Here is a 21607-nt window from a genome sequence, read left to right on the forward strand (position 1 = left end):
AATCCATCCAACATGGCAGGGGAGACGAGATGTTTATTGCGATGAACCGGTTTCAAGTGAAGCGCGGCGCCGAGCAGGCGTTCGAAGCGATCTGGCAGTCGCGCGAGTCCTATCTCAGCGAGATGCCGGGGTTCGTCGAATTTCATCTCCTCAAGGGGCCGATCGCCGAGGACCACACGCTGTATTCGACCCACACCACCTGGGCCGACAAGGACGCGTTCGACGCCTGGACGCGGTCCGAACAGTTCCGCCGCTCGCATGCGCGCGCCGGCAACGACACCGGGCAGAGCCTGTATCTCGGCCATCCCCGGTTCGAGGGTTTCGAAGTGCTGCGCACCGAGCGCAATGCGGCGGCGGCCTGAACGGGAGACGCATGATGGCGATATCGGTCGTGAAATCCGCCGCCGCCGATCTGAAGGCGCAGATGCAAGAGAATCCGGCCGCGGTGATCGAGGACGTCGCGCGGCAATGGGGCGTGTCGCCGCGCGACGTGATCGAGGCGCTGCCGGCCGGCATGGCGCGGCTCGGGCCCGGCGCCGGCTTCGTGGCGGCGATGAACGATATCGCGGGCTGGGGCGAGGTGACGCTGATCGTGCACAGCGACGACGCGATCTTCGAATTCACCGGCGCGGTGCCGCCCGGCGAGATCGGCCGCGGTTACTTCAACCTGGCACAGCCCAAGGGCCTGCACGGCCATCTGCGCCACGAGAACTGCGGCGGCGTGGCATTCGTCGAGCGCCCGTTCATGGGCAAGGCGAGCGCCTTCGTGGCGTTCCTCAATCGGAGCGGCGGCATCATGTTCAAGGTGTTCGTCGGCCGTGACGACAAGCGCGAATTGCGCGCCGACCAGTTGGCGCGGTTCCGCGCGCTGGCCGATCAGCTTGGCGGGGAGACGGTTGCGTAGTCGCGCCCATATCGCACGGCGTTGCGGCGCTTGCGCCGCTACGCTGGTCGCCGGGGTTGCGCTGCTGCCCGCGCCGGCGGTCGCGGCGGCCGAGATGGTGACGCTGCCGCGTGACCTGTCGCCCTGGGGGATGTTTCTCGGCGCCGATGTCGTCGTCAAAGCGGTGATGATCGGGCTGGCGCTGGCGTCGCTCGCCGCCTGGACCGTGTGGCTGTCGAAATCGATCGAACTGCGCCGCGTCGCCGCGCAGGCTCGGCGCGGGCTCGGCCTGCTGGAGAACGGCACTACGCTGGCGCAGGTCGAAGCCGACTGCGGCGAGGCGGCCGATGCGGTGTCGCAGATGATCCGCTCGGTCGCGCGCGAGGCGAGTCTGTCCGGCGGCATGCAGGACGAGGGGTTTGCCGACCGCGTCGCGCTGCGGCTGGAGCGCGTCGAGGCCGCGGCGGCGCGACGGATCGCGATCGGTACCGGCCTGCTCGCCAGCATCGGCGCGGTGGCGCCGTTCGTCGGGCTGTTCGGCACGGTGTGGGGCATCATGAATGCGTTCGTGGGAATCTCGAAAGCCAACACCAGCAATCTCGCCGTCGTCGCGCCGGGCATCGCCGAGGCGCTGCTGGCGACCGCGCTCGGCCTGGTCGCGGCGATTCCCGCGGTGGTGATCTACAATCATCTGTCGCGGCGCATCGCGTCGTATCGGGCGCTGCTCGGCGACGCCTCGGCGCAGTTGATGCTGCTGATCAGCCGCGAAGCCGCGCGCCCGGCGGCGCGGCCCGCCCGCGCGGTGAGATAGCAGATGGGCGCCAGGCTCGGCACACGTCGCGCCGGCGACGACGAACTCGCCGAGACGCACGAGATCAACGTCACGCCGTTCATCGACGTGATGCTGGTGCTGCTGATCATCTTCATGGTGGCGGCGCCGCTGGCCACCGTCGACCTCGGCGTCGACCTGCCGGCCTCGACCGCCGTGCCGCAGCCGCGGCCGGACAAGCCGGTGTTCGTGTCGCTGAGGTCGGATCTGTCGCTGGCGATCGGCGAGGACAACGTGCCGCGCGGCGCGCTCGGCGCCGCGCTCGCCGCGGCGACGCATGGCAACAAGGACGAGCGGATCTTTCTACGCGCCGACAAGGCGGTCAGCTACGGCGAACTGATGGCCGCGATGAATCTGCTGCGCGACGCCGGTTATCTCAAGGTCGCGCTGGTCGGGCTCGATGGAGGAGGGGAGCGATGAATGCCTGCACGCTGCATGCCTTCCCGGAACGCAGCGGCGCGCCGCGCTGGCTGCTTTCGGCCGCGGTGATCGTCGGCGTCCACGCCGCCGCCGTCGCCGCCGCGCTGGCCACTTACGCACATGATCAGACGCCGGGCGAGGCGACGCCGGTGGTGATGATCGATCTCGCGCCGATCACCGCTGCGCCGCAGGCGAGCCCGCTCGATCTCGCGCCCGGTCCGACCATGCAGGAGGCCGAAGCGCCGAGCGCGGAGCCGGAGCTGACCACGCAGGCCGCGGTGACGCCGGAGATCGCGCCGACGCCCGTTCAACAAACAGCGCCGGTGCCGCTGCCGCCGGAGGCGAAGCCGCAGGCCGACAAGCCGGAGCGGGCGGCGGAGAAGCCGAAGCGCGTGCCGCCGACGCCGCAGCGTAGCGCCAAGCTGCATCCGTCCGAACAGCCGCCGGCGCCGCGCAGCAGCGCCGCGCCCAATGTCGAGCATCGCGCGCGCGACGCGATGGCGGCGGCGGCCGGCGCCATGGCGGCCGCCGTGCTGCCGTCGTATCGGCAGCGCCTCGCCGCGCATCTGCAGCGCTACAAGCGTTATCCGGCCGAAGCTCGCGCTGCCGGCCAGCAAGGCACCGCGACGCTGGTGTTCACCGTCGGGCGCAGCGGGCAGGTGCTCAGCGCGAGTCTGGCGCGTTCGTCCGGCAATGCGGCGCTCGACGCCGAGACGCTGGCGATGGTGCGCCGCGCCGAGCCGCTGCCGGCGTTTCCGCCGGAACTCACGCAGGTGTCGCTGCGCATCTCCGTCCCGGTCAGCTTCTCGGTGAGATAGAGACGCGCAGCGTCGCGGCTCAGGCCGGCTGCAGGCCGAGCGCCTGCGCGCTCTCCAGCCACACAGGGAGCTCGCGCTGATACAGCTCGTTGCTCTCCTTGGCGCCGAGCGCCGGCTCCAGCATGAAGGTCGCGAGCGCGGCCTTCACCTTCGGATCGTCATTGGCGGCGACGCACAGCTTGCCGAGCCGCTCGACGATCGGCTGCGGTGTCGCCTTGGGCACCGCGAATCCGGTGAAGCCGCTGACCTTGAAGAACTTCGCGGTCGCGCCCTGCTCGGGCAGCGTCTTGATCTGCGGCAGCGCATCGACCTTCTTGGAGTTGACGGCGAACACCGTGCCGCGGTCGCTTTCCAGCACCGGCTTCGCGGCCGTGTAGCTGCCCATCGCGACGTCGAGCGAACCGTCGAGCATCCCGGTCCACATCGGCGCCTCGCCGCGATAATGGATCGGCTCGATGTTGAGGCCGTATTGCTTGTTGAGCTCGTTGATCGTCATGTGCGGCGCCGAGCCGGCGCTGTAGGTGCCGAAATTGACCTTGCCGTTGTTCTTGCGCGCATAGGCGACGAAATCGTCCAGCGTCTTGATGCCGTGCTTCGGATTGGCGACCAGCAGCAGCCCGCCGCCGGGGATCGCGCTGACCAGCGTCAGATCCTTGTCCATGTCGTAGCCGGGGTTCTTCATCATCACCCGGTTCATCATGTAGGTGGTGGAGATCGAGCACAGCAGCGTGTGGCCGTCGGGCTCGGCTCGGGCGACTTCGGCGGTGCCGATCGAGCCGGAGGCGCCGGCTTTGTTCTCGATCACCACGGTCTTGTCGACCTGCTTTCCGATGTAGTCGCCGAACGCGCGCGCCAGCAGATCGGTCTGGCCGCCCGCCGGATAGCTGCAGATCAGTCGGATCTGGCGGCTCGGCCATGGGGTTTGCGCCGAGGCGCCGCGCGCCACGAACGGCAGCGCCAGCGCCGTGGTGCCGGTCGCGATGAGACGGCGCCGCGTGATGATTGCAGACATGGTGGTCCTCCCTGTTTTTTCAGCAAGGCTAGCGCAGCGCTGACGGCGCAGCCATCGAGCGATGCTGTGACCTTTTGCCACCACGCTCCCTTGCATCCCGCAGCGCGGCACGGCGTTGGCGATCGGGCACAATTCAACCTTCGGAGCTGATCTTGCGCGTAGCAACAACGCGACAGCGGCATGCGTATTTCAACCTCAGCGCGCAAGCCCCGGCAGATCCATCGCGGGGAGCGCGATGATCGCGCCGTATTGCGGCGCTGCGCCGCTGCCGGCCGAGTGGCTCGGGCGCTGGAATCTCGATCCGATGCTGCTCGTCGCGCTCGCGTGCGGCGCGGCGCTGCATCTCGGCGTGCTGATGCGGGAGCGCGCGCACGATCGCGATGCCAGGCTCGTTCTCGCCGGCAGCGCATGGACGTTGATGGTGCTGCTGTTCGTGTCGCCGCTCTGCGCGCTGACCTCGGCGCTGTTCTCGGCGCGGGTCGCACATCACGTCGTGCTGGTCGCAGCGGTGGCGCCGCTGCTCATTCTGTCGTTGCCGCAACGTCTGGCGACGCTGCGGATGCCCGGTTTCGCCGGCAGCGCGGCGTTCGTGCTGCATATGGTGCTGCTGTGGCTGTGGCATGCGCCGGCGCCGTATGCGGCGGCGCTGGCCGATCCGCGGATGTTCTGGGGCATGGAGCTGAGCCTGCTCGGCAGCGCGCTGCTGCTGTGGCTTGCCGTGCTGACGCCGGCGGCGCGGCTCGGCGGCGCGCTGGCGCTGCTGCTCGGCTCGGTGGTGCAGATGGGCCTGCTCGGCGCCGTCATCACCTTCGCGCGGACGCCGCTGTACGACGCACATCTCGGCGTGACGCCCCCGTGGGGACTGTCCGCGCTGCAGGATCAGCAACTCGCCGGGCTGATCATGTGGGTGCCGGCGGCGATCCCCTATCTGATTGCGGCGCTGATGCTGCTGGTCGGCCGGTTCGGCGCGGGCGTCGCCGATGACCCCGCGCGATGATTGCGTGGCTGAAGGCGATTCACATCACCGCGCTGATCGTGTGGTGCGGCGGCCTGCTGGTGCTGCCCGGCCTGTTCGCGCGCCGCAGCCGGCTGAACCGCCGCGATGCGGCCGAGCTGCATCGCTACATCCGGACCCTGTTCATCGCGCTGGTGTCGCCCGCGGGCTTTCTGGCGGTGGTGGCCGGCACGGCGCTGCTGTTCCTGCGCGAGGTGTTCACCACCTGGATGATGCTGAAGCTGCTGGCGGTCGGCCTGTTGGTGATCATTCACATGCGGGCCGGCTACGTGCTGCTCAGCGTGTTCGAGCCGGAAGGCGACTACGCGCCGTGGCGGCGCTGGGTGATGACCTGCGTGACGATCGCGGTGATCGGCGTGATCCTGGTGCTGATCCTGGACAAGCCAGCGATCGAACACGCCGACGTGCCGGCGTGGTTGCGCACGCCGGGCGCGCTTCAGTCGTCGTTCGAGACCATCAGGCCGATGCCGTGATCGAACACCAGCTTGCCGCCGTGCCAGCCCGCGATGCCGACGAACACCGAGCCGAGCGCCGACATCATCAGGCCGACCGGCAGGATATTCTCGTGATCGTACAGCCGCAGGCCCCAATTGGCGCCGGCGATCGACACCAGCATGACGCCCGCGATGGCGTGCATCCAGCTCGCCACGCGCTTGCGGATGCCCTCGACCAGCAGGAGCTCGGCGGTGCCGGCGAGGCTGGCGGCGACGCCGAGCCAGAACGCGAAGCCGCTCGCCCACAGCCCGGCGCGCGCCCAGAACGGATCTGCGCCCCACCAGTAGAACACGTCGCAGCCGAGCGTCGCGATCACCAGCGCGATCGGAAACGACACCATCATCGCGTGGATCGGATGGCCGGCGAGCGCCACGATGGAGTTGGTGTCGTAAGCGCGGACTTCTTCCAGAACGGTCTTCGGCATTATGCACCTCGCACCAGCCTAATGCCCCGACGACGCGCTTGGTTCACATCGAGCGTCGTCGCGACCGGAGCGCTGCTGGCCGGCTGCACCGGGCCGCTGTCGACGGTCGATCCGGCGGGACCATCGGCCGCGGCCATCGCGTCGCTGTGGTGGGCGATGCTGATCGGCGCCACGCTGCTGTTCTGTCTGGTGATGGCGCTGCTGCTGTGGGTGTTCGTCAAGCCTGCGACAGATGGCAAGGCGTCGCCGAGGCTGTGGCTGATCGGCGGCGGGCTGGTGCTGCCGGCGCTGGTGCTGACGCCGCTGCTCGGTTACGGCCTCTATGTCGGCGAAAAGCTGCTGGCGCATCCGCGCGCCGATGCGCCGGTGCGGATCGACGTGCTGGTGCGGCAATGGGAGTGGACGTTCCGCTATCCCGGGCCGGACGGCGCGCGGGTGTCGGTGAATGAACTGCATCTGCCGGTCGGCCGCGCCGCCGATCTTCACGTCAGCACCGCCGACGTCATTCACGGCTTCTGGATTCCGCGGCTCGGCGGCAAGGTCGACGCGATCCCGGGGCACACCAATGTGGTGCGGCTGTCGGCGTCGCAGCCCGGCCGCTATCGCGGCGTCTGCGCTGAGTTCTGCGGCACCGGCCACACTGTGATGGACTTTGCCGTCGAGGTGCACGACGGCGAGGCGTTCGAAGCCCGGCTCGACAAGCTCCCGAAGGATACACCATGAGCGCGTCGCGCCACGAGACGCCGGCGCCCGCGACCAGCGCGGTCCGTCTGCACAGGCAGCTCGAAGCGGTGTGGGGCACGCCGCCCGGCTGGGGGCGGCTCTCCGCCGTCAACCACACCATCGTCGGGCGGCGCTTCATCCTCACCGCCTTCGTGTTCTTCGGCGTCGGCGGCGTGCTGGCGATGCTGATCCGCGCCCAGCTCGCGACGCCGCGCAGCGCCTTTCTCGAGCCCGGACTCTACAATCAGATCTTCACCATGCACGGCACGGTGATGATGTTCCTGTTCGCCATCCCGATGTTCGAAGGGCTGGCGATCTATCTGCTGCCGAAGATGCTCGGCGCGCGCGACATGGCGTTTCCGCGGCTCGGGGCCTACGGCTACTGGTGCTATCTGTTCGGCGGCTCGATCCTCTTGATCGCGATGGCGTTCGGGCTGGCGCCGGACGGCGGCTGGTTCATGTACACGCCCCTGAGTTCGAAGGCCTACACGCCCGGCATCAATGCCGACATCTGGCTGATCGGAATCACTTTCGTGGAGATCTCGGCGCTGTCGGCGGCGGTCGAGATCATCGCGACGATTCTCAAGATGCGCGCGCCCGGCATGTCGCTCGACAAGATGCCGCTCTTGGCGTGGTATCTGCTCGTCACCGCCTTCATGATGCTGTTCGGCTTTCCGCCGCTGATCCTCGGCTCGGTGCTGCTCGAGATCGAGCGCGCCTTCGACCTGCCGTTCTTCGACGCGGCGCGCGGCGGCGACTCGCTGCTGTGGCAGCATCTGTTCTGGCTGTTCGGCCACCCGGAGGTCTACATCATCTTCCTGCCGGCGGCCGGCATGGTGTCGACCATCCTGCCGGTGCTCGCGCGGCGCGAGATCATCGGCTACGTCTGGATCGTGGTGAGTATCGTGGCGCTCGCCTTCCTCAGCTTCGGGCTGTGGGTGCACCACATGTTCACGGTGGGCATTCCGCATCTGGCGCTGGCGTTTTTCTCGTCGGCCTCGACCGCCGTCGCGGTGCCGACCGCGGTGCAGATCTTCGCCTGGATCGGCACGCTGGCGGCCGGGCGGCCGCAGCTCAAGCTGCCGATGCTGTATCTGCTCGGCTTCTTCTCGGTGTTCGTGATCGGCGGGCTCACCGGCGTGATGCTGGCGATCGTGCCGTTCAACTGGCAGGTCCATGATACGCACTTCGTCGTCGCGCATCTGCACTACGTGCTGGTCGGTGGCTTCATCTTCCCGATGCTGGCGGCCGCGTATTACTGGCTGCCGCACTTCACCGGCCGCGTGCCGCGCCACAGCCTGGGCGTGCCGGCGTTCTGGCTGATCATCATCGGCTTCAATCTCACCTTCCTGATCATGCACTGGACCGGCCTGCTCGGCATGCCGCGCCGCATCAGCACCTACGGCGCCGACACTGGCTGGGAGTGGCTCAACCTGGTGTCGTCGATTGGCGGCTTCGTGATGGCGATCGGCTTCGCGCTGTTCACCGTCGACGTCGTCATGCACTGGCTGCACGGCAAGCGCGGCCCGCGCAATCCGTGGTCGGCCGGCACGCTGGAATGGGCGATGCCGACGCCGGCAGCGAGCTACGCCTTCGCGTCGCTACCCGATGCGGCGAGCCGCGCGCCGCTGGCGGACCAGCCCGATCTGGCCAATCACCTCGCGCGCGGCGGCGGCTATCTCGGCTTCGTCCGCCACGGCTGGCTGGAGACGCTCGGCGTCGACGTGATGTCGGGGCGGATCGAGCAGATCGTGCGGCTGCCGTCGCCGACGATGCTGCCGCTGATCACCGCGTTGGTGACAGGCGTGTTCTTCGTCGCGGTGCTGTTCAAGCTGTACTGGCTCGCGGTGCTGGCGCTGCCGGCGATCGCGGCGATGTTCCTGACCTGGACGCCGGAGTCGGGCGAGCGCAGCGATCAGGGCGAATTGCCGATCGGCAACGGCGCGCGCGCGGTGCTGCACAGCGAGGCCGCGTCGCCGCCGTCGCTGTGGGCGATGGGGCTGACGCTCGCCGCCGACGCGACTGCCTATGCGTCGCTGGCCTTCGGCCTGCTGTTTCTCTGGGTGGTGGCGCCGAACTGGCCGCCGCCGGCGCTGATCGCGTGGGCGCCGATCGGCGCGGCGCTGACCGCAGGCGGTGCGCTGTTCGCGGCGCTCGCCGGCGCCGCGGCGACGTCGCGGCGTGTGATCGGCAGCGGCGCGCGGCGTGAAGGCGCGCTGGCGGTCGCCGTGATCGGCTACGGCGCCGCGTTGGCCGGGCTCGCGCTCGTCATCGCCGCGGTGCCGGACCCGACGCGGCATGCCTATGCGGCCGCCACGCTGGTGATCCTGCTGTATGTCGGGTTGCACGTCGCGGTCGGCGCCGTGTTGGCCGGCTTCGGCATCTGGCGCAGCCGCACCGGCTATGTCTCGGCGCGGCGCAGCGTCGATCTGCGGATCGGCAAGCTGTGGCACGCCACTACGGCGGCGTTGGCGGTTGGCACGCTGCTGATCGTCTACGGCCTGCCGCTGGTGATGGGAGCGCCGCGATGACCCGCGCGCCGACGCATCCGTCCTCGCTGCTGCTGATCGCCGCCGGCTTCATCATCTGGGCCCTGGCCTTCACGCTGCTGTATGGCGGGCTGTCGGTCGGCTGCGCATTCGGCTGGCAGAGCAAGATGATCGCGGGCGGCAATTTGCTACGCGTCGTGCTGCTGGCGATCTGGTCCGTGCATCTGGCGGCGCTGATCGGGCTGCTGATCTATTGCGTGCGGCTGCCGCGCGGCGACGCGACGCCGGCCTTCACCCGCAAGGTCGCGATCGGATCGACCGCGGCGGCGCTGGTGGCGACGGTGTGGATCGGCGTCGCGATCCCGGCCTTGTCGCAGTGCCTGTGAGCCGCGGCGGCGAGGTCAGGTCAGTTCGCTGAAGCCTTTGGCGGCGCTGATCAGCGCGATCACGCCCAGGCTGACGATCGAGACGCGGCGATGCAGCTTTTCGCTGCCGTAGCGGAAGCCGAGTTCGCCGATCCATGTGCCGAGGAACGTCACCGGCAGCGCGATCACCGACAGCCACAGCACCGTGGGAGTCGCGAGGCCGACCAGCGCGATGCTGACGAAGGCCGAGATCGAGGTGACGAGGAAGAACACCAGCAGCGAGGCGCGCGCCGCGACGGCGCGGAACGGGCCCGACATGTAGTACACGATCGCCGGCGGCCCCGGCATCGCGGCGAGGCCGTTGAACAGGCCGGCCATCAGGCCGACCAAGGCGGTCACCGGCCGCGACGGCACCACGGCGAGCGCGAAGCCGCGGCCGAGCATCAGCACCGCAATGGCGATGATCACCGAGATGACGATGCGCGCCACCGGCGCCGGCGCGATGCTCAGCGCCAGCGCGCCGAGCGGTGAGCCGATCACCGCCCCGGCGATCAGCCAGCGCAGCGACGGCCAGTGGCAGTCGCGCCGGTTGCGGCGCAGGTCGTTCAGCCCGCTCAGCAATTGCAGCAGCACGGCGATCGGCACCGCGGTGGCGGGCGGCATGAACAGGCCCATCAGCGGCACCGCCGCCATGGCAAAGCCGAAGCCGGTGAAGCCGCGCAGCAGCGACGCCGCGGCCACCGCCGCCATGGTTTCGGCGATGATCCGCGGCGACGGCAGCGCGCCGGCGAGGCTCGCCTGCGTCGCGGCGATCAGGTCCTGCATGATGGCGTTCACCGCATGTCGATGACGACGGTCTTCTTCTTGGTGAAGTGCTCGAGCATGGCTTCCAGCGAGGCTTCCTTGCCGAGGCCCGACTTCTTGAACCCGCCATAGCTCAGATTCGGCTGGATCGTCAGGTTCTGATTGACCTGGACGTAGCCGGCGTCGAGCCGCTGCACCGCGCGCAGCGCCGTGCGCAGATCGTGGGTCCAGACCGTGGCGGCGAGGCCGAAATCGCTGTCGTTGGCGCGGGCGATGACGTCGTCCTCGTCGTCCCAGGGCTGCACGCAGACCACCGGGCCGAAGATTTCCTCGCGCATCAGCGGCGAATCCTCCGGCAGGCCGGTGACGATGGTCGGCTGCAGATAAAGCCCGTCCTTGAGATGGCTGGCGCGCGGGATCTCGCCGCAGCGCGCCACCTGGGCGCCGGCGGTGCGTTCGCCGAGCGCCAGATAGGATTCGATCTTCGCCTTCTGCCGGGCCGAGATCACCGTGCCGATATCGGTCGCTTCATCGAGCGGATCGCCGATCACCAGCTTGGCCAGCGCGTCCTTGAGCTGCGCCACGAAGGCGCCGATCAGCGTGCTGTGCACGTAGATGCGGCTCGCGGCGGTGCAGCTCTGGCCCTGGCGGGTGAAGCGCATGCCGGCGATCGCGCCGGCGATCACGCGCGCCATGTCGGCGTCCGGATAGACGATCATCGGGCTCTTGCCGCCGAGTTCGAGGCTGACCGGAATGATCCTGCGGGCCGCCGTCTGGTAGATCAGTTCGCCGACCGCCTGCGATCCGGTGAACGTCACCTTGGCGACGGCCGGATGCTCGACCAGCGCCGAGCCGCAATCGCGGCCGGTGCCGCAGATCACGTTGAGCACGCCGGACGGCAGCAGCTCGGCCATCAGCCGCGCCATCTCGATGGTGGCGAACGGCGCTTCTTCGGACGCTTTCACCACCACCGTGTTGCCCGCCACCAGCGCCGGGGCGATCTTCAGCATCATCAGCACCAGCGGCACGTTCCACGGCAGGATCGCGGCGACGACGCCGAGCGGTTCGCGGCTGGTGTAGGTGAGGATCTGCGGATCGAACGGCAGCGTCTCGCCCTTCAGCTCCGATGCCAGCCCCGCATACATCGTGGCGATGTCGATCGCGGTGGCGACTTCGCCGCGGCATTCGGTGCGGATCGCCTTGCCGGTCTCCAGCGCCAGCACGGCGGCGATCACGTCGCTACGCGCCGCGATGGCGCGCGCCGCCTCGGCGATCAGCTTGCCGCGCTGCCGCGCCGGCGTGTCGGCCCAGCCGGGAAACGCCGCCGCGGCGGAGGCGACCGCGCGAGCGACGTCGTCGGCCGTCGCGGCGGGAGCGAGGCCGAGCACGGCGCCGGTGGCGGGGTCGAGCACCTCGAGCGTGGCGCCGGCCACGGTCGGAACCAGCGCATTGCCGATCAGGTGACGGCCCTGCAGTTGCGTGAACACGTCCGACACGGCGGGCGCGATGGCGGGATTGATGCGGGTGGCGATGTTGATCATCGCATCACCTTGGCGATTGCGCTTTCGGCGCGAAGGTCCAGCCGGGGCCAAGCCGTTGGGCCAGTTGGCGGCGGCGATTCTGGCCGCAGACATCGCGGCATCTGGTTCTAAGCACGCCCTGCGGAGCGTGACAGCCTGTGCTCGAAGCTGCCGGCCGATCCGCGCCATCATCACGGAGACGCCCCTGCGCCCACCATGATGGAATGTCCTCGCTATGTCGGAACTTGATACTCAGCGTCTGCGCCAACTCGAACTGCTGTTCGCCGCCTTCAATCGCCACGACGGCGCCGGCGTGATGGCCGCAATGACCGACGACATCGTGTTCGACGCCGCCGCGGGTCCCGAGGCGTGTGGCCGCCGCATCAGCGGTGCCGCCGACGTGCGCGCCGCGTTCGAAACGACTTTCGCGACCTTCCCCGACGTGAGCTGGGAGTGCACGCGCCACGCCGTGTTCGGCGACCGCGGCATCTCCGAATGGATTTTTCGCGCGACGGCGAAAGACGGCTCGCGCATCGAGGCCGAAGGCGTCGACCTGTTCGGCTTCCGCGGCGACAAGATCGTCAGCAAGAGCGCGTTCCGCAAGGATCGCCCGGCGCTGCCCGCCAAGGGAGCCGCATGATGAACCGGCCGCTGAAGACGCCGCCGCTGGCGGCCTACGACCCGCATTACGATCCGCTGGTCAGCGACGGCCCCGGCCACAACCGCGACTACGCGCCGACCTACTGGCATGCCACCGCCGGCGTACCGCCGGAGGACGACGGCCCGGTCACCGGCGACATCGATGCCGACGTGGCGATCGTCGGCTCCGGCTACACCGGCCTCGCCTGTGCGATCTTTTTGGCGCGCGAGCATGGCCTCAAGCCCGTGGTACTCGAAGCCAACCGCGTCGCCTGGGGCTGCAGCACGCGCAACGGCGGGCAGGGCCAGAACGCCGCCGGCCGGCTGACGCGCTCGCAATGGATCGCGCGCTGGGGCGTCGATGTTGCCAAGCGGCTGCACGGCGAAATCCGCGACGGCTTCGAGACCTTCGAGGAGCTGGTGCGGCAAAGCGCGATCGACTGCGAACCGCAGCGCGGCGGGCATCTCTACATCGCGCATCGCCAGCGCAATCTCGACAAGATCTCCGCCGAAGCCGCGCTGCTGCGCGACACCTTCGGCGAACAGACCCGCGTGATCGGCGCCCAGCAGCTCCGCAGTGAGTATCTCAACGAGGCCGAAGCGGTCGGCGCGGTGCTCGAGCCGCTCGGCACCGGCGTGCATCCCGCCAAGCTTGCCTTCGGCTATCAGCAGATGGCGCGGGATCTCGGCGTCAAGGTGCATCCGGCGAGCCCGGTCGCCAACATTCAGCAGCAGGGCGGCAAGCTGCTTCTGCGCACGCCGGGCGGCACCGTCCGCGCCCGCGCGGTCGGCATCGCCACCGGCGCCTACACGGCGCCCGGCCTGACGCCGGCGCTGCGAGGCCGCTGCATGCCGATCCTGTCGAACTCGATCGTCACCCGGCCGCTGACCGCCGCCGAACTCGAAGCCACCGGCTTCAAAACCAAGCTGGTGCTGACCGATACGCGGACGCTGCGCTACTACTATCGCCTGCTGCCGGACAACCGCATCCAGATCGGCAGCCGCTCGTCGATCACCGGCGCCGACGCCGACGCGCCGAAGCATCTGCAACTGCTGATCGACGGCCTGCACCGCAAATTCCCGGCGCTGCAGGGCATCGAGATCGACTACTCGTGGTGGGGCTGGGTCGACGTCAGCCACGACATGATGCCGCGCATCTTCCGTCCCGATCCGCAGACCAACCTGTTCTACGCGCTCGGCTACGGCGGCAACGGTGTGTCGTATTCGGCGCAGGCCGGCCGCCGCATGGCGCAGATGATCGCCGGTCAGCACTTCAAGGGCCAGGACCTGCCGATCTTCACCTCGCCGCTGCCGACCCACACCTTCGAACCCTTCCGCCGCTTGGGCCAGCGCATGCTGTATCGCTGGTACCACCTCAGGGATGAGGCGGCGTAAGAGCGCGTCACGTCTAGTACGCCCTCTCCCCGTCATTGCGAGGAGCGAAGCGACGAAGCAATCCACGCCGCGCATGTGGCGCTGGATTGCTTCGCTGCGCTCGCAATGACGTGGGGCAGGCGCACTCCCTTTTAAACAACCGACTGATTACTCCCTTGCGCTCTTCATTCGCGAGACCAGCAGGTCCGCCACCATCCGGCATGACGGCGAGATGTTGCGCGAGGCGAGCTGGACCAGCGTCACCTGCGTGGCTTCCAGGCGCGGATCGCGCAGCGGGACGGCGACGAGGCGCCCCGCGGTGATCGCCGGCATTGCGGTGTCGCGCGGCAGGAAGGTGGCGAGGTCGGTGCGCCAGGCCAGCATTTGGGCGAACGCCAGCGAATTGGTCTCGCTGCTGATCTCCAGCCTGATCTTGGCGGTGGCGCAGGCGCGATCGATCTCCTGGCGGATGCCGAACGAGGGATCCGGCACCACCACGCGCAGCCCGGCCAGTTCCTTGACGGTGCAGGACTCCCGTGTCGCCAGCGGATGGTTCGGTGCGACGATCAGGCACAGCGACTGCCGCATCCGCGCAAGTTCGATCAGGTCGCGCCGCGGCGCGCGGCCGAACACCAGGCCGAGATCGACCTCGTTGCGGCCGACGATCTCGGCGACCGCGCGCGAGCCGAGCACGGTGGTCGAGACGAAGATGCCCGGATAGTCGGCAGACAGCTCGATCAGGAAGTTCGACAGAAAGTTGGACAGCATGCCCTCGACGGTGGCGAGCTTGATCTGGCCGCGACGCATCGTCTCGAATTCCTGCACCCGCGCCCGGATGCCGTCGAGCAGGCTGCGATTGTCGACCGCGTAGCGATACACCAGCCGGCCGGCGTCGGTGAGCACCATGCCGCGGGCGTTGCGCTCGAACAGCTTGACCGACAGCTCTTCCTCGATCGCCTGGATCTGCCGGCTGATCGCCGACGGCGCGATCCGCAGCGTCGCGGCGGCCTGCTTGATCGAGCCGGCTTCTGTCACCTCGCGGAAATAGCGGATCGCCGTGGACTCGATCATCGCTGTGTTTCCTTGTCTTTTCGCATGCCGAAGATTCCGGCAGTGCGTGGCTAGTGTTCGAATTATTCGATCCGAGACCTCGAAATTCAATGCTTTTATTCGAACGGGTGGTTTGGCACAGTTGTACCCAGCCATCACCGCCCCTGGAGACTTCCGCATGCTTCACACGTGGGTTGCTCGCTGCGTCCGCCTTTCTGTCCCGCTCGGCCTCGCCGTGCTGACGTCCGGAATACACATCGCCGCAGCGTCGGCCGACGACGTGATCAAGATCGGCGCGCCGCTGCCGATCACCGGGCCGCTGGCGCCCGAGGCGATCAAGCAGCAGCAGGGCTACAATCTGTGGGCCGAGCAGGCCAACAAGGCCGGTGGCATCAATGTCGGCGGCAAGAAGTACAAGGTCGAGATCGTCTACACCGACTATCAGTCGAACACGCCGCGCGCCGTGCAGGCGAGCGAGCAGCTGATCACCCAGAACAACGTCAACTTCCTGTTCGGGCCGTTCGGCTCCGGCGCCGCCAAGGCCGCCAGCACCGTCTCCGAGAAATACAAGGTGCCGACGCTGGCCGCGACCGCGTCCTCGGTGCAGGTCTACGACCAGAACTACAAATATCTGTTCGGCACCTTCACGCCCAACGACACCCTGACGACGCCGCTGACCGAGATGGTCAAGGCCAAGGTGCCGGAGGTGAAGAAGATCGCCATCCTGGCCCGCAACGATCTGTTCCCGCTGGCGATCGCGCAGGAGATGGAGAAGTCGGCCAAGGCTGCCGGCTTCGAGGTAGCGTATTTCGAGAAATACGCGATCGGCACGCTCGACCATTCGGCGACGCTGTCGTCGATCAAGGCACTGGCGCCGCAGTGGATCTTCGTCACCGGCTACACCAACGACCTGCTCTTGGTGCGCAAGCAGATGGCCGACCAGCAGATCAAGGCGCCGGTGGTGTCGATGATCGCCGGCCCGGCCTATCAGGAGTTCATCGACGCGCTCGGCAAGGGCGCCGAGAACGTCTCGTCGGCGGCCTGGTGGCACCCGGCCTCGCAATATGAAGGCAAGGACATCTTCGGCTCGACCGCCAATTTCGTGAAGCTGTTCAAGGAGAAGTACAACAGTGAACCGGACTACGCGCACGCCTCGGCGGCGCTGTGCGGCGCGCTGTTCCAGATCGCCATCGAGAAGGCCGGCTCGACCGACCGCGACAAGGTTCGCGACGAACTCGCCAAGATGGACGTCGTCACCTTCTTCGGCCCGGTGAAATTCGGCGCCAACGGCCAGATCAATTCGCTCGACCCGCCGGTCTTCCAGATCCAGGGCGGCAAGCCGGTGGTGCTGTTCCCGCAGGCGATCAAGCAGGGTGAGCTGAAGGTGGGCGTGGAGTAAATCGCCGGTCCATCCACTGCCTCTCCCCGTCATTGCGAGGAGCGAAGCGACGAAGCAATCCATGCCACGCATGGGGTCCCTGGATTGCTTCGCTACGCTCGCAATGACGGGGCAAAGGCCTCGTTCAAAAAGCTGACGCTGCGCCTCGACGTTCCTCGTCTCCTAACCAAGTGAACCCGCACTCATGCAAGCCATTCAGATCCTGATCAACGCGCTGGTGCTGGGCAGTCTCTATGCCTGCATCGCGATCGGGTTCTCGCTGGTGTGGGGCGTGCTCAACGTCATCAACCTGATCCACGGCTCGTTCATCGTGCTCGGCGGCTACCTGGCGTTCATGCTGTACCAGTCGCTGCATCTGTCGCCGTGGTACGCGATCTTCGTCGCGGCGCCGCTGTTCTTCGCGTTCGGCTACGTCATCCAGCGGTTGATCCTCAACCGGGTGATCACCGCGCCGGTGCTGGTGACGCTGACGCTGACCTTCGGGCTCGACCTGATCCTGAACAATGCGATGATCTATTTCTTCACCGCCGATTATCGCAAGATGATCCTGAGCCCGCCGCTCGGCTCGCTGGCGTTCGGCGGCGTGGTGGTGCCGGTCGACCGGCTGATCGCGACGGTGACGGCGCTGGCGCTCACCGGGCTGTTGTATCTGCTGCTGCGCCGCTCCAAGGTCGGCCGCGCCATCGTGGCGGTGCGGCTCGATCGTGACGCCGCGGTGCTGATGGGCGTGCACGTGCCGTCGATCTACGCGGTCGCGTTCGGGCTCGGCGCCGCGCTCGCCGGCTGCGCCGGCGTGCTGATGGCGCTGATTTTCCCGATTTCGCCGCTGACCTCCTCGACCTTCCTTGGCAAGGCCTTCGTGGTCTGCGTGCTCGGCGGCCTCGGCAGCGTGTCGGGCGCGCTGGCGGGCGGGCTGCTGCTGGCGCTGGTCGAGAGCGTCGGCGCCACCTATCTCGGCCCGGCGCACGCCACCACGCTGTCGTTCCTGCTGCTGATCATCTTCCTCATCTTGCGCCCGCAGGGCCTGCTCGGCCGAAAGGGCTTCGAATGACCCGCAGCCATTTCGCCCTCCTGATCCTGATCGCCTGCGTGGCGGCGTTGCCGCTGTTCGGCGGCGCCTATGCGCTGCGGCTCGGCACCATCGCCTGCATGTATGCGGTGCTGGCGCTGTCCTGGAACATCGTCGGCGGCTTCGCCGGCTATCCGTCCTTCGCCACCGCGGCGTTCTTCGGCTTCGGCGCTTATTGCACCGGCGTGCTGATGGGCAAGGGCTTCCCGATGGCGCTGGCGCTGGTCATCGCCGGCGTGCTGGCGCTGACCGCCGCCGGCCTGCTCGGCGCGATTTTGCTGCGGCTGCGCGGGCATTATTTCGCGATCGCCAGCCTGTCGCTCGCCGAAGTGCTGCGCGAACTCGTCAACAACGCCACCGACCTCACGGGCGGCGGCATGGGGCTGAACATCCCGCTAGCCTCCGGCGCCGGTGTGATGGCGGAGGCGACGTATTACTTCTACACGATGTGGGGCGTGATGCTGCTCACCGCCCTGATGGTGATCGCGGTCGCCAATTCCAAGCTCGGTTTCGCGCTCAACTGCATCCGGCAGAACGAAACCGCCTCCAGCATGGTCGGCCTCAACACCACGCTCGCCAAGGCCGCGGCGTTCGGCCTGTCGGCCTGCTTCGTCGCCGTGGCGGGCGGCATCTACGCCGCCTGGGTGCACTATATCGACCCGTCGGACGTGTTCGACATTCTCTATTCGGTGAAGCCGATCGTGATGGCGCTGATGGGCGGGCTCGGCTCGCCGCTCGGGGTGGCGTGCGGCGCGTTCCTGTATCTCGGCCTCGAGGAAGTGGTGTGGCGCAACTACACCCACATTCACACCGGCGTGCTCGGCGTGCTGATCGTGCTGCTGCTGTTGTTCCTGCCGCACGGCCTGACCTCGCTGCGCGCCGACCGGCTGTGGCGGAGGACCAAGCATGTCTGAGCTGCTCCGCCTCACCGGCGTGTCGCGCCGCTTCTCCGGTCTGCAGGCGCTGCGCGACGTCAACCTCTCGGTCGCGCGCGGCGAAGTGCTCGGCCTGATCGGGCCGAACGGCGCCGGCAAGACGACGCTGGTCAACACCATCTGCGGCGTCACCCCGGCGAACACCGGCAGCGTCGTGTTCGACGGCAAGGACATCACCCGGATCAAGACCTATCAGGCGGCGCGTCTCGGCCTGTCGCGCACCTTTCAGATCGTGCAGCCGTTCGCCGAATTCTCCGCGCTCGACAACGTCGCCGCCGCGGCACTGTTCTCGCAGCCCGGCGCCAGCCTGAAATCGGCCCGCGAGGCGGCGCGCGAGCATCTCGCCTTCGTCGGTCTCGAAGCGCAGGCCGAGCAATCCGCCGCGACGTTGACGCTGGCGATGCGCAAGCGGCTCGAACTCGCCAAGGCGCTGGCGATGAAGCCGAAGCTGTTGTTCCTCGACGAGGTCAATGCCGGCCTCAACAGCGCCGAGGTCGAGCGCGCCACCAAGCTGATCCATCAGCTCGCCGCCGACGGCATTACCATCGTGATGATCGAGCATCTGATGAAGGTGGTGCTCAACGTCTGCACCCGCATCGTCGTGCTGCACAACGGCCACCCGATCGCCGACGGGCCGCCGCGCGAGGTGATCAGCAACCCGGCCGTGGTCGAGGCCTATCTCGGCCAGCAATACGCGCAACGGACCGCCCGCCATGGTTGAGAATCTGATCCTCGAAGCCAAAGGGCTGGATGCCGGCTACGGCGAAATCCAGGTGCTGTGGGGCATCGACCTCGCGGTGCGCCGCGGCGAGATCACCGCGCTGATCGGCTCCAACGGCGCCGGCAAGACCACGCTGATGCGGACGCTGTCGGGCCTGATCGCGGTCCGCTCCGGCGTCTATCGCTCCGAAGGCCACGACCTCGCCGGCCGCAGCGCCGCCGAGATCCTGTCGCACGGCATCGTCCACGTGCCGGAAGGCCGGCGGCTGTTCGGCGCCATGAGCGTCGAAGAGAATCTGCTGATGGGCGCTTACCTGCGCGAGGCGGGCCGCGCCGAGATCAAGCGCGACCTCGATCAGGTCTACAGCACGTTTCCGAAACTGCGCGAGCGCCGCAATCAGCAGGCCGCCACGCTGTCCGGCGGCGAGCAGCAGATGTGCGCGATCGGCCGCGGCCTGATGAGCGCGCCGTTGCTGTTGATGATCGACGAACTCTCGCTCGGCCTGTCGCCGCTCTTGGTCGAGCAGCTCGTCGAGGCGCTGCGCGTGCTCAACAAGGGCGGCACCTCGATCCTGCTGGTCGAGCAGGACGTCACCATCGCGCTCGATCTGTGCGACCGCGCCTTCGTGATGGACATGGGCCGCATCGTCCGCGAGGGCTCGGGCGAGGAGCTGCTGGCCGATCCGATCGTCCGCGACGCCTATCTGGGCGTGCTGCAGGAATGACAATCCGAAGTTTCACTTGCTGATCGAAAGAGGAATCATGATCGAGACCGTCGAAGCCCCGAACAGCGGCTATCGCTATATGCCGGGCGTTTTCCAGTATTCCTGCGGCATCGCCGCGCTGCCGGGCTTCGCCATCGAGCGCGTGCGTTTCGCCAATCCGGTGCCGCTCAAGCAGGGCTTCGCCAGGATCGCCGAGATCCTGAAGGAGGCCGGCCGGCCGCTGACCGCGTTCGGCGCCTGCGAGCTGCGCTCGCCCGCGCCGTTCACCGAAGAGGGCTTCGTCGCCTTCAACGAGATCTACATCAAGACGCTGGTCGATTGGGGCATCATGCAGGACCGCGTCAATCCGATCGCGCGCAGCAACGTCTGTCCGGCGATCGATCCGCCGGCGGAGCCGAGCTTCTACGCGTTCTCCTACACGGTGCCGGCCGACAACGCGCCGAAGTCGTTCGTGATCGCCGGCAGCGGCGAGGCGCCCGAAGGCAAGGGCAATTACCGCGACCACACCGTGGCGCTCGGCGACACCAGCCCGGCCGGCCTGCAGAAGAAGGCGCAGTTCGTGCTCGGCGAGATGGAGCGGCGGATGAGCGCATTCGGCGGCACCTGGGCCGACATCACCGGCGCGCAGCTCTACACCGTGCACGACATCCACCCGTTCCTGGAGAGCGAGCTCGGCAAGCGCGGCGTGTTTCGCCACGGTCTGACCTGGCACTTCAACCGCCCGCCGGTCGAGGGCCTCGACTACGAGATGGATTGCCGCTGCGTGCATCGCGAACGCGTCGTCTGATCGGGAAGGTCGAACTCATGAGCAGCAGCCGGGCCCCGCAACGCGTCGCCATCGCCGGGCTCGGCGCCATCGGCGCCGCGATCGCACGTGAACTCGATCGCGGCCAGGGCGGCCTGACGCTCACTGCGGTCGCCAGCGGCAGCCCGGAGAAGCATCGCGAGTTCCTCGCGAGCTTCCGGTCGCCGCCGTCGGTCGTGCCGCTCGATCAGCTCCACGCCCACGCCGATCTGGTGATCGAGGCGGCGCCGGCCAGGCTGCTGCGTGCGATCGTCGAACCGTTCGTCAGTGGCGGCAAGACCGCGATCGTGCTCAGCGCCGCGGCGCTGCTGCAGCACGAGGACTTGATTGATCTGGCGAAGGCGAACGGTGGCCAGATCGTCGTGCCGACCGGCGCGCTGATCGGCCTCGATGCCGTCACCGCCGCTGCGGTCGGCACGATTCACTCGGTGCGGATGATCACCCGCAAGCCGGTGGACGGCCTGCGTGGCGCGCCGTTCATCGTCGACAACGGCATCGATATCGACGGCTTGAAAGAGCCGTTGAAACTGTTCGAGGGCACCGCGCGCGAAGCCGGCAAGGGCTTTCCGGCCAATCTCAACGTCGCGGTCGCGCTGTCGCTCGCCGGCATCGGGCCGGACCGCACCATGGTGGAGATCTGGGCCGACCCGAGCGTCACCCGCAACACCCACCGCATCGAGGTCGATGCGGATTCGGCGCGGTTCTCGATGACGATCGAAAACATCCCCTCCGACAACCCGCGCACCGGCCTGATCACCCCGCTGTCGGTGATCGCACTGCTGCGCAAGCGGGGCGCCGCGCTGCGGGTGGGGAGCTGATCGTTCCAGCCCCACCGACACGCACTGCGTCCTCATCCTGAGGAGCCGCGAAGCGGCGTCTCGAAGGATGAGAGGCCACGGGTGCCGCGGCCCATGGTTCGAGACGGCGCTGCGCGCCTCCTCACCATGAGGCCGTGTGTGTGGCGAGGTCTGAATCGCCACCTCGCTGACGTCAGATCATTACACTCCGTCCCATCAGCGCGTCATGGCCGGGCTTGATGTTCAGCCCGGAGACATGACCGACAGGTGTTCGGAGACATAGTCGACACATCATAG

Annotated in this window: 24 protein-coding genes; 19 read left to right on the forward strand and 5 right to left on the reverse strand. The window is 68.0% G+C overall.

Translation table 11 applies throughout. The features are described from left to right. Nucleotides 1-29: 29 nt before the first annotated feature. From hmuQ to ACFFJ6_RS09825, 5 genes are read left to right on the forward strand one after another with little or no spacing between them, the layout of a single operon-like run. A complete protein-coding gene (hmuQ, locus tag ACFFJ6_RS09805) occupies nucleotides 30-362 on the forward strand; it encodes a heme-degrading protein HmuQ (RefSeq protein WP_378386969.1) in 333 nt (110 codons plus the stop codon). A gap of 14 nt (nucleotides 363-376) precedes the next feature. Continuing rightward, nucleotides 377-904, forward strand: a complete 528-nt coding sequence (hutX, locus tag ACFFJ6_RS09810) for a heme utilization cystosolic carrier protein HutX (RefSeq protein WP_378386972.1) — start codon at nucleotides 377-379, stop codon at nucleotides 902-904. Then, complete coding sequence (exbB, locus tag ACFFJ6_RS09815) at nucleotides 897-1694, forward strand: tonB-system energizer ExbB (RefSeq protein ID WP_378386974.1); 798 nt, start codon at nucleotides 897-899, stop codon at nucleotides 1692-1694. Before hutX ends, exbB begins: the two co-directional genes overlap by 8 nt. A gap of 3 nt (nucleotides 1695-1697) precedes the next feature. Next, nucleotides 1698-2132 (forward strand): TonB system transport protein ExbD, encoded by a 435-nt coding sequence (gene exbD, locus ACFFJ6_RS09820; protein WP_378386976.1) that lies wholly within the window; start codon nucleotides 1698-1700, stop codon nucleotides 2130-2132. After that, nucleotides 2129-2950 carry an energy transducer TonB family protein gene (locus ACFFJ6_RS09825; protein WP_378386978.1) on the forward strand — a complete coding sequence of 274 codons (822 nt, stop codon included), beginning with the start codon at nucleotides 2129-2131 and terminating at the stop codon, nucleotides 2948-2950. Before exbD ends, ACFFJ6_RS09825 begins: the two co-directional genes overlap by 4 nt. Before the next feature lie 19 nt (nucleotides 2951-2969). Here ACFFJ6_RS09825 and ACFFJ6_RS09830 read toward each other — a convergent pair whose 3' ends face one another. Then, nucleotides 2970-3962, reverse strand: a complete 993-nt coding sequence (locus ACFFJ6_RS09830) for a Bug family tripartite tricarboxylate transporter substrate binding protein (RefSeq protein WP_378386980.1) — start codon at nucleotides 3960-3962, stop codon at nucleotides 2970-2972. Nucleotides 3963-4197: 235 nt separating this feature from the next. Between ACFFJ6_RS09830 and ACFFJ6_RS09835 the strand changes: the two genes are divergently transcribed. Both ACFFJ6_RS09835 and ACFFJ6_RS09840 read left to right on the forward strand, forming a co-directional pair. Further along, complete coding sequence (locus ACFFJ6_RS09835) at nucleotides 4198-4959, forward strand: cytochrome c oxidase assembly protein (RefSeq protein ID WP_378386982.1); 762 nt, start codon at nucleotides 4198-4200, stop codon at nucleotides 4957-4959. Continuing rightward, the gene (locus ACFFJ6_RS09840) at nucleotides 4956-5450 is read left to right on the forward strand and encodes a CopD family protein (protein ID WP_378386984.1); all 495 of its coding nucleotides are present in this window, start codon (nucleotides 4956-4958) and stop codon (nucleotides 5448-5450) included. The genes ACFFJ6_RS09835 and ACFFJ6_RS09840 overlap by 4 nt, the downstream gene beginning before the upstream one ends. Here the strand turns inward: ACFFJ6_RS09840 and ACFFJ6_RS09845 are convergent. Next, nucleotides 5414-5896, reverse strand: coding sequence for a DUF2231 domain-containing protein (locus ACFFJ6_RS09845; RefSeq protein ID WP_378386986.1), 483 nt, complete (start codon nucleotides 5894-5896; stop codon nucleotides 5414-5416). The genes ACFFJ6_RS09840 and ACFFJ6_RS09845 overlap by 37 nt on opposite strands. Before the next feature lie 21 nt (nucleotides 5897-5917). On the opposite strand from ACFFJ6_RS09845, the gene coxB reads away from it, so the two are divergent. The 3 genes from coxB to ACFFJ6_RS09860 are packed head-to-tail and all read left to right on the forward strand — an operon-like array spanning nucleotide 5918 to nucleotide 9494. Then, nucleotides 5918-6619: a cytochrome c oxidase subunit II gene (coxB, locus tag ACFFJ6_RS09850; RefSeq protein ID WP_378386988.1), complete on the forward strand. Its 702-nt coding sequence runs from the start codon at nucleotides 5918-5920 to the stop codon at nucleotides 6617-6619. Beyond that, on the forward strand, nucleotides 6616-9150 hold the full coding sequence (ctaD, locus tag ACFFJ6_RS09855; RefSeq protein ID WP_378386990.1) for a cytochrome c oxidase subunit I: 2535 nt from the start codon (nucleotides 6616-6618) through the stop codon (nucleotides 9148-9150). Before coxB ends, ctaD begins: the two co-directional genes overlap by 4 nt. Continuing rightward, nucleotides 9147-9494, forward strand: coding sequence for a hypothetical protein (locus ACFFJ6_RS09860; RefSeq protein WP_378386992.1), 348 nt, complete (start codon nucleotides 9147-9149; stop codon nucleotides 9492-9494). The genes ctaD and ACFFJ6_RS09860 overlap by 4 nt, the downstream gene beginning before the upstream one ends. Before the next feature lie 15 nt (nucleotides 9495-9509). Here the strand turns inward: ACFFJ6_RS09860 and ACFFJ6_RS09865 are convergent, their stop codons facing one another. Both ACFFJ6_RS09865 and ACFFJ6_RS09870 read right to left on the reverse strand, forming a co-directional pair. Then, nucleotides 9510-10298 carry a sulfite exporter TauE/SafE family protein gene (locus tag ACFFJ6_RS09865; RefSeq protein WP_378386994.1) on the reverse strand — a complete coding sequence of 263 codons (789 nt, stop codon included), beginning with the start codon at nucleotides 10296-10298 and terminating at the stop codon, nucleotides 9510-9512. 8 nt (nucleotides 10299-10306) lie between these two features. Further along, nucleotides 10307-11818, reverse strand: a complete 1512-nt coding sequence (locus tag ACFFJ6_RS09870; RefSeq protein WP_378386996.1) for an aldehyde dehydrogenase family protein — start codon at nucleotides 11816-11818, stop codon at nucleotides 10307-10309. A 214-nt stretch (nucleotides 11819-12032) separates the two neighbouring features. Between ACFFJ6_RS09870 and ACFFJ6_RS09875 the strand changes: the two genes are divergently transcribed. Beyond that, nucleotides 12033-12437 carry a nuclear transport factor 2 family protein gene (locus ACFFJ6_RS09875; protein WP_378386998.1) on the forward strand — a complete coding sequence of 135 codons (405 nt, stop codon included), beginning with the start codon at nucleotides 12033-12035 and terminating at the stop codon, nucleotides 12435-12437. Then, nucleotides 12437-13831: an NAD(P)/FAD-dependent oxidoreductase gene (locus ACFFJ6_RS09880; RefSeq protein ID WP_378387000.1), complete on the forward strand. Its 1395-nt coding sequence runs from the start codon at nucleotides 12437-12439 to the stop codon at nucleotides 13829-13831. Before ACFFJ6_RS09875 ends, ACFFJ6_RS09880 begins: the two co-directional genes overlap by 1 nt. A 147-nt stretch (nucleotides 13832-13978) precedes the next feature. On the opposite strand, the gene ACFFJ6_RS09885 is transcribed toward ACFFJ6_RS09880, so the two are convergent. After that, on the reverse strand, nucleotides 13979-14881 hold the full coding sequence (locus tag ACFFJ6_RS09885) for a LysR family transcriptional regulator (protein ID WP_378387002.1): 903 nt from the start codon (nucleotides 14879-14881) through the stop codon (nucleotides 13979-13981). A 157-nt stretch (nucleotides 14882-15038) separates the two neighbouring features. Here ACFFJ6_RS09885 and ACFFJ6_RS09890 point away from each other — a divergent pair, with 157 nt between their 5' ends. From ACFFJ6_RS09890 to ACFFJ6_RS09920, 7 genes are all read left to right on the forward strand, one after another. Then, nucleotides 15039-16259: an amino acid ABC transporter substrate-binding protein gene (locus ACFFJ6_RS09890; protein ID WP_378387004.1), complete on the forward strand. Its 1221-nt coding sequence runs from the start codon at nucleotides 15039-15041 to the stop codon at nucleotides 16257-16259. A gap of 184 nt (nucleotides 16260-16443) precedes the next feature. Next, nucleotides 16444-17310, forward strand: coding sequence for a branched-chain amino acid ABC transporter permease (locus tag ACFFJ6_RS09895; protein ID WP_378387006.1), 867 nt, complete (start codon nucleotides 16444-16446; stop codon nucleotides 17308-17310). Continuing rightward, entirely contained in the window at nucleotides 17307-18242 is a 936-nt protein-coding gene (locus ACFFJ6_RS09900) for a branched-chain amino acid ABC transporter permease (RefSeq protein ID WP_378387008.1), read from the forward strand. Before ACFFJ6_RS09895 ends, ACFFJ6_RS09900 begins: the two co-directional genes overlap by 4 nt. After that, a complete protein-coding gene (locus ACFFJ6_RS09905; protein WP_378387010.1) occupies nucleotides 18235-18984 on the forward strand; it encodes an ABC transporter ATP-binding protein in 750 nt (249 codons plus the stop codon). The genes ACFFJ6_RS09900 and ACFFJ6_RS09905 overlap by 8 nt, the downstream gene beginning before the upstream one ends. Further along, nucleotides 18977-19708: an ABC transporter ATP-binding protein gene (locus ACFFJ6_RS09910; protein WP_378387012.1), complete on the forward strand. Its 732-nt coding sequence runs from the start codon at nucleotides 18977-18979 to the stop codon at nucleotides 19706-19708. Before ACFFJ6_RS09905 ends, ACFFJ6_RS09910 begins: the two co-directional genes overlap by 8 nt. 37 nt (nucleotides 19709-19745) lie before the next feature. Then, complete coding sequence (gene cnbZ / locus ACFFJ6_RS09915; protein ID WP_378387015.1) at nucleotides 19746-20495, forward strand: 2-amino-5-chloromuconate deaminase CnbZ; 750 nt, start codon at nucleotides 19746-19748, stop codon at nucleotides 20493-20495. A 17-nt stretch (nucleotides 20496-20512) separates the two neighbouring features. Continuing rightward, nucleotides 20513-21331 carry an aspartate dehydrogenase gene (locus ACFFJ6_RS09920; protein WP_378387017.1) on the forward strand — a complete coding sequence of 273 codons (819 nt, stop codon included), beginning with the start codon at nucleotides 20513-20515 and terminating at the stop codon, nucleotides 21329-21331. Nucleotides 21332-21607 lie beyond the last annotated feature (276 nt).

Source organism: Rhodopseudomonas telluris (assembly GCF_042432815.1).
GTDB lineage: Bacteria > Pseudomonadota > Alphaproteobacteria > Rhizobiales > Xanthobacteraceae > Rhodopseudomonas > Rhodopseudomonas telluris.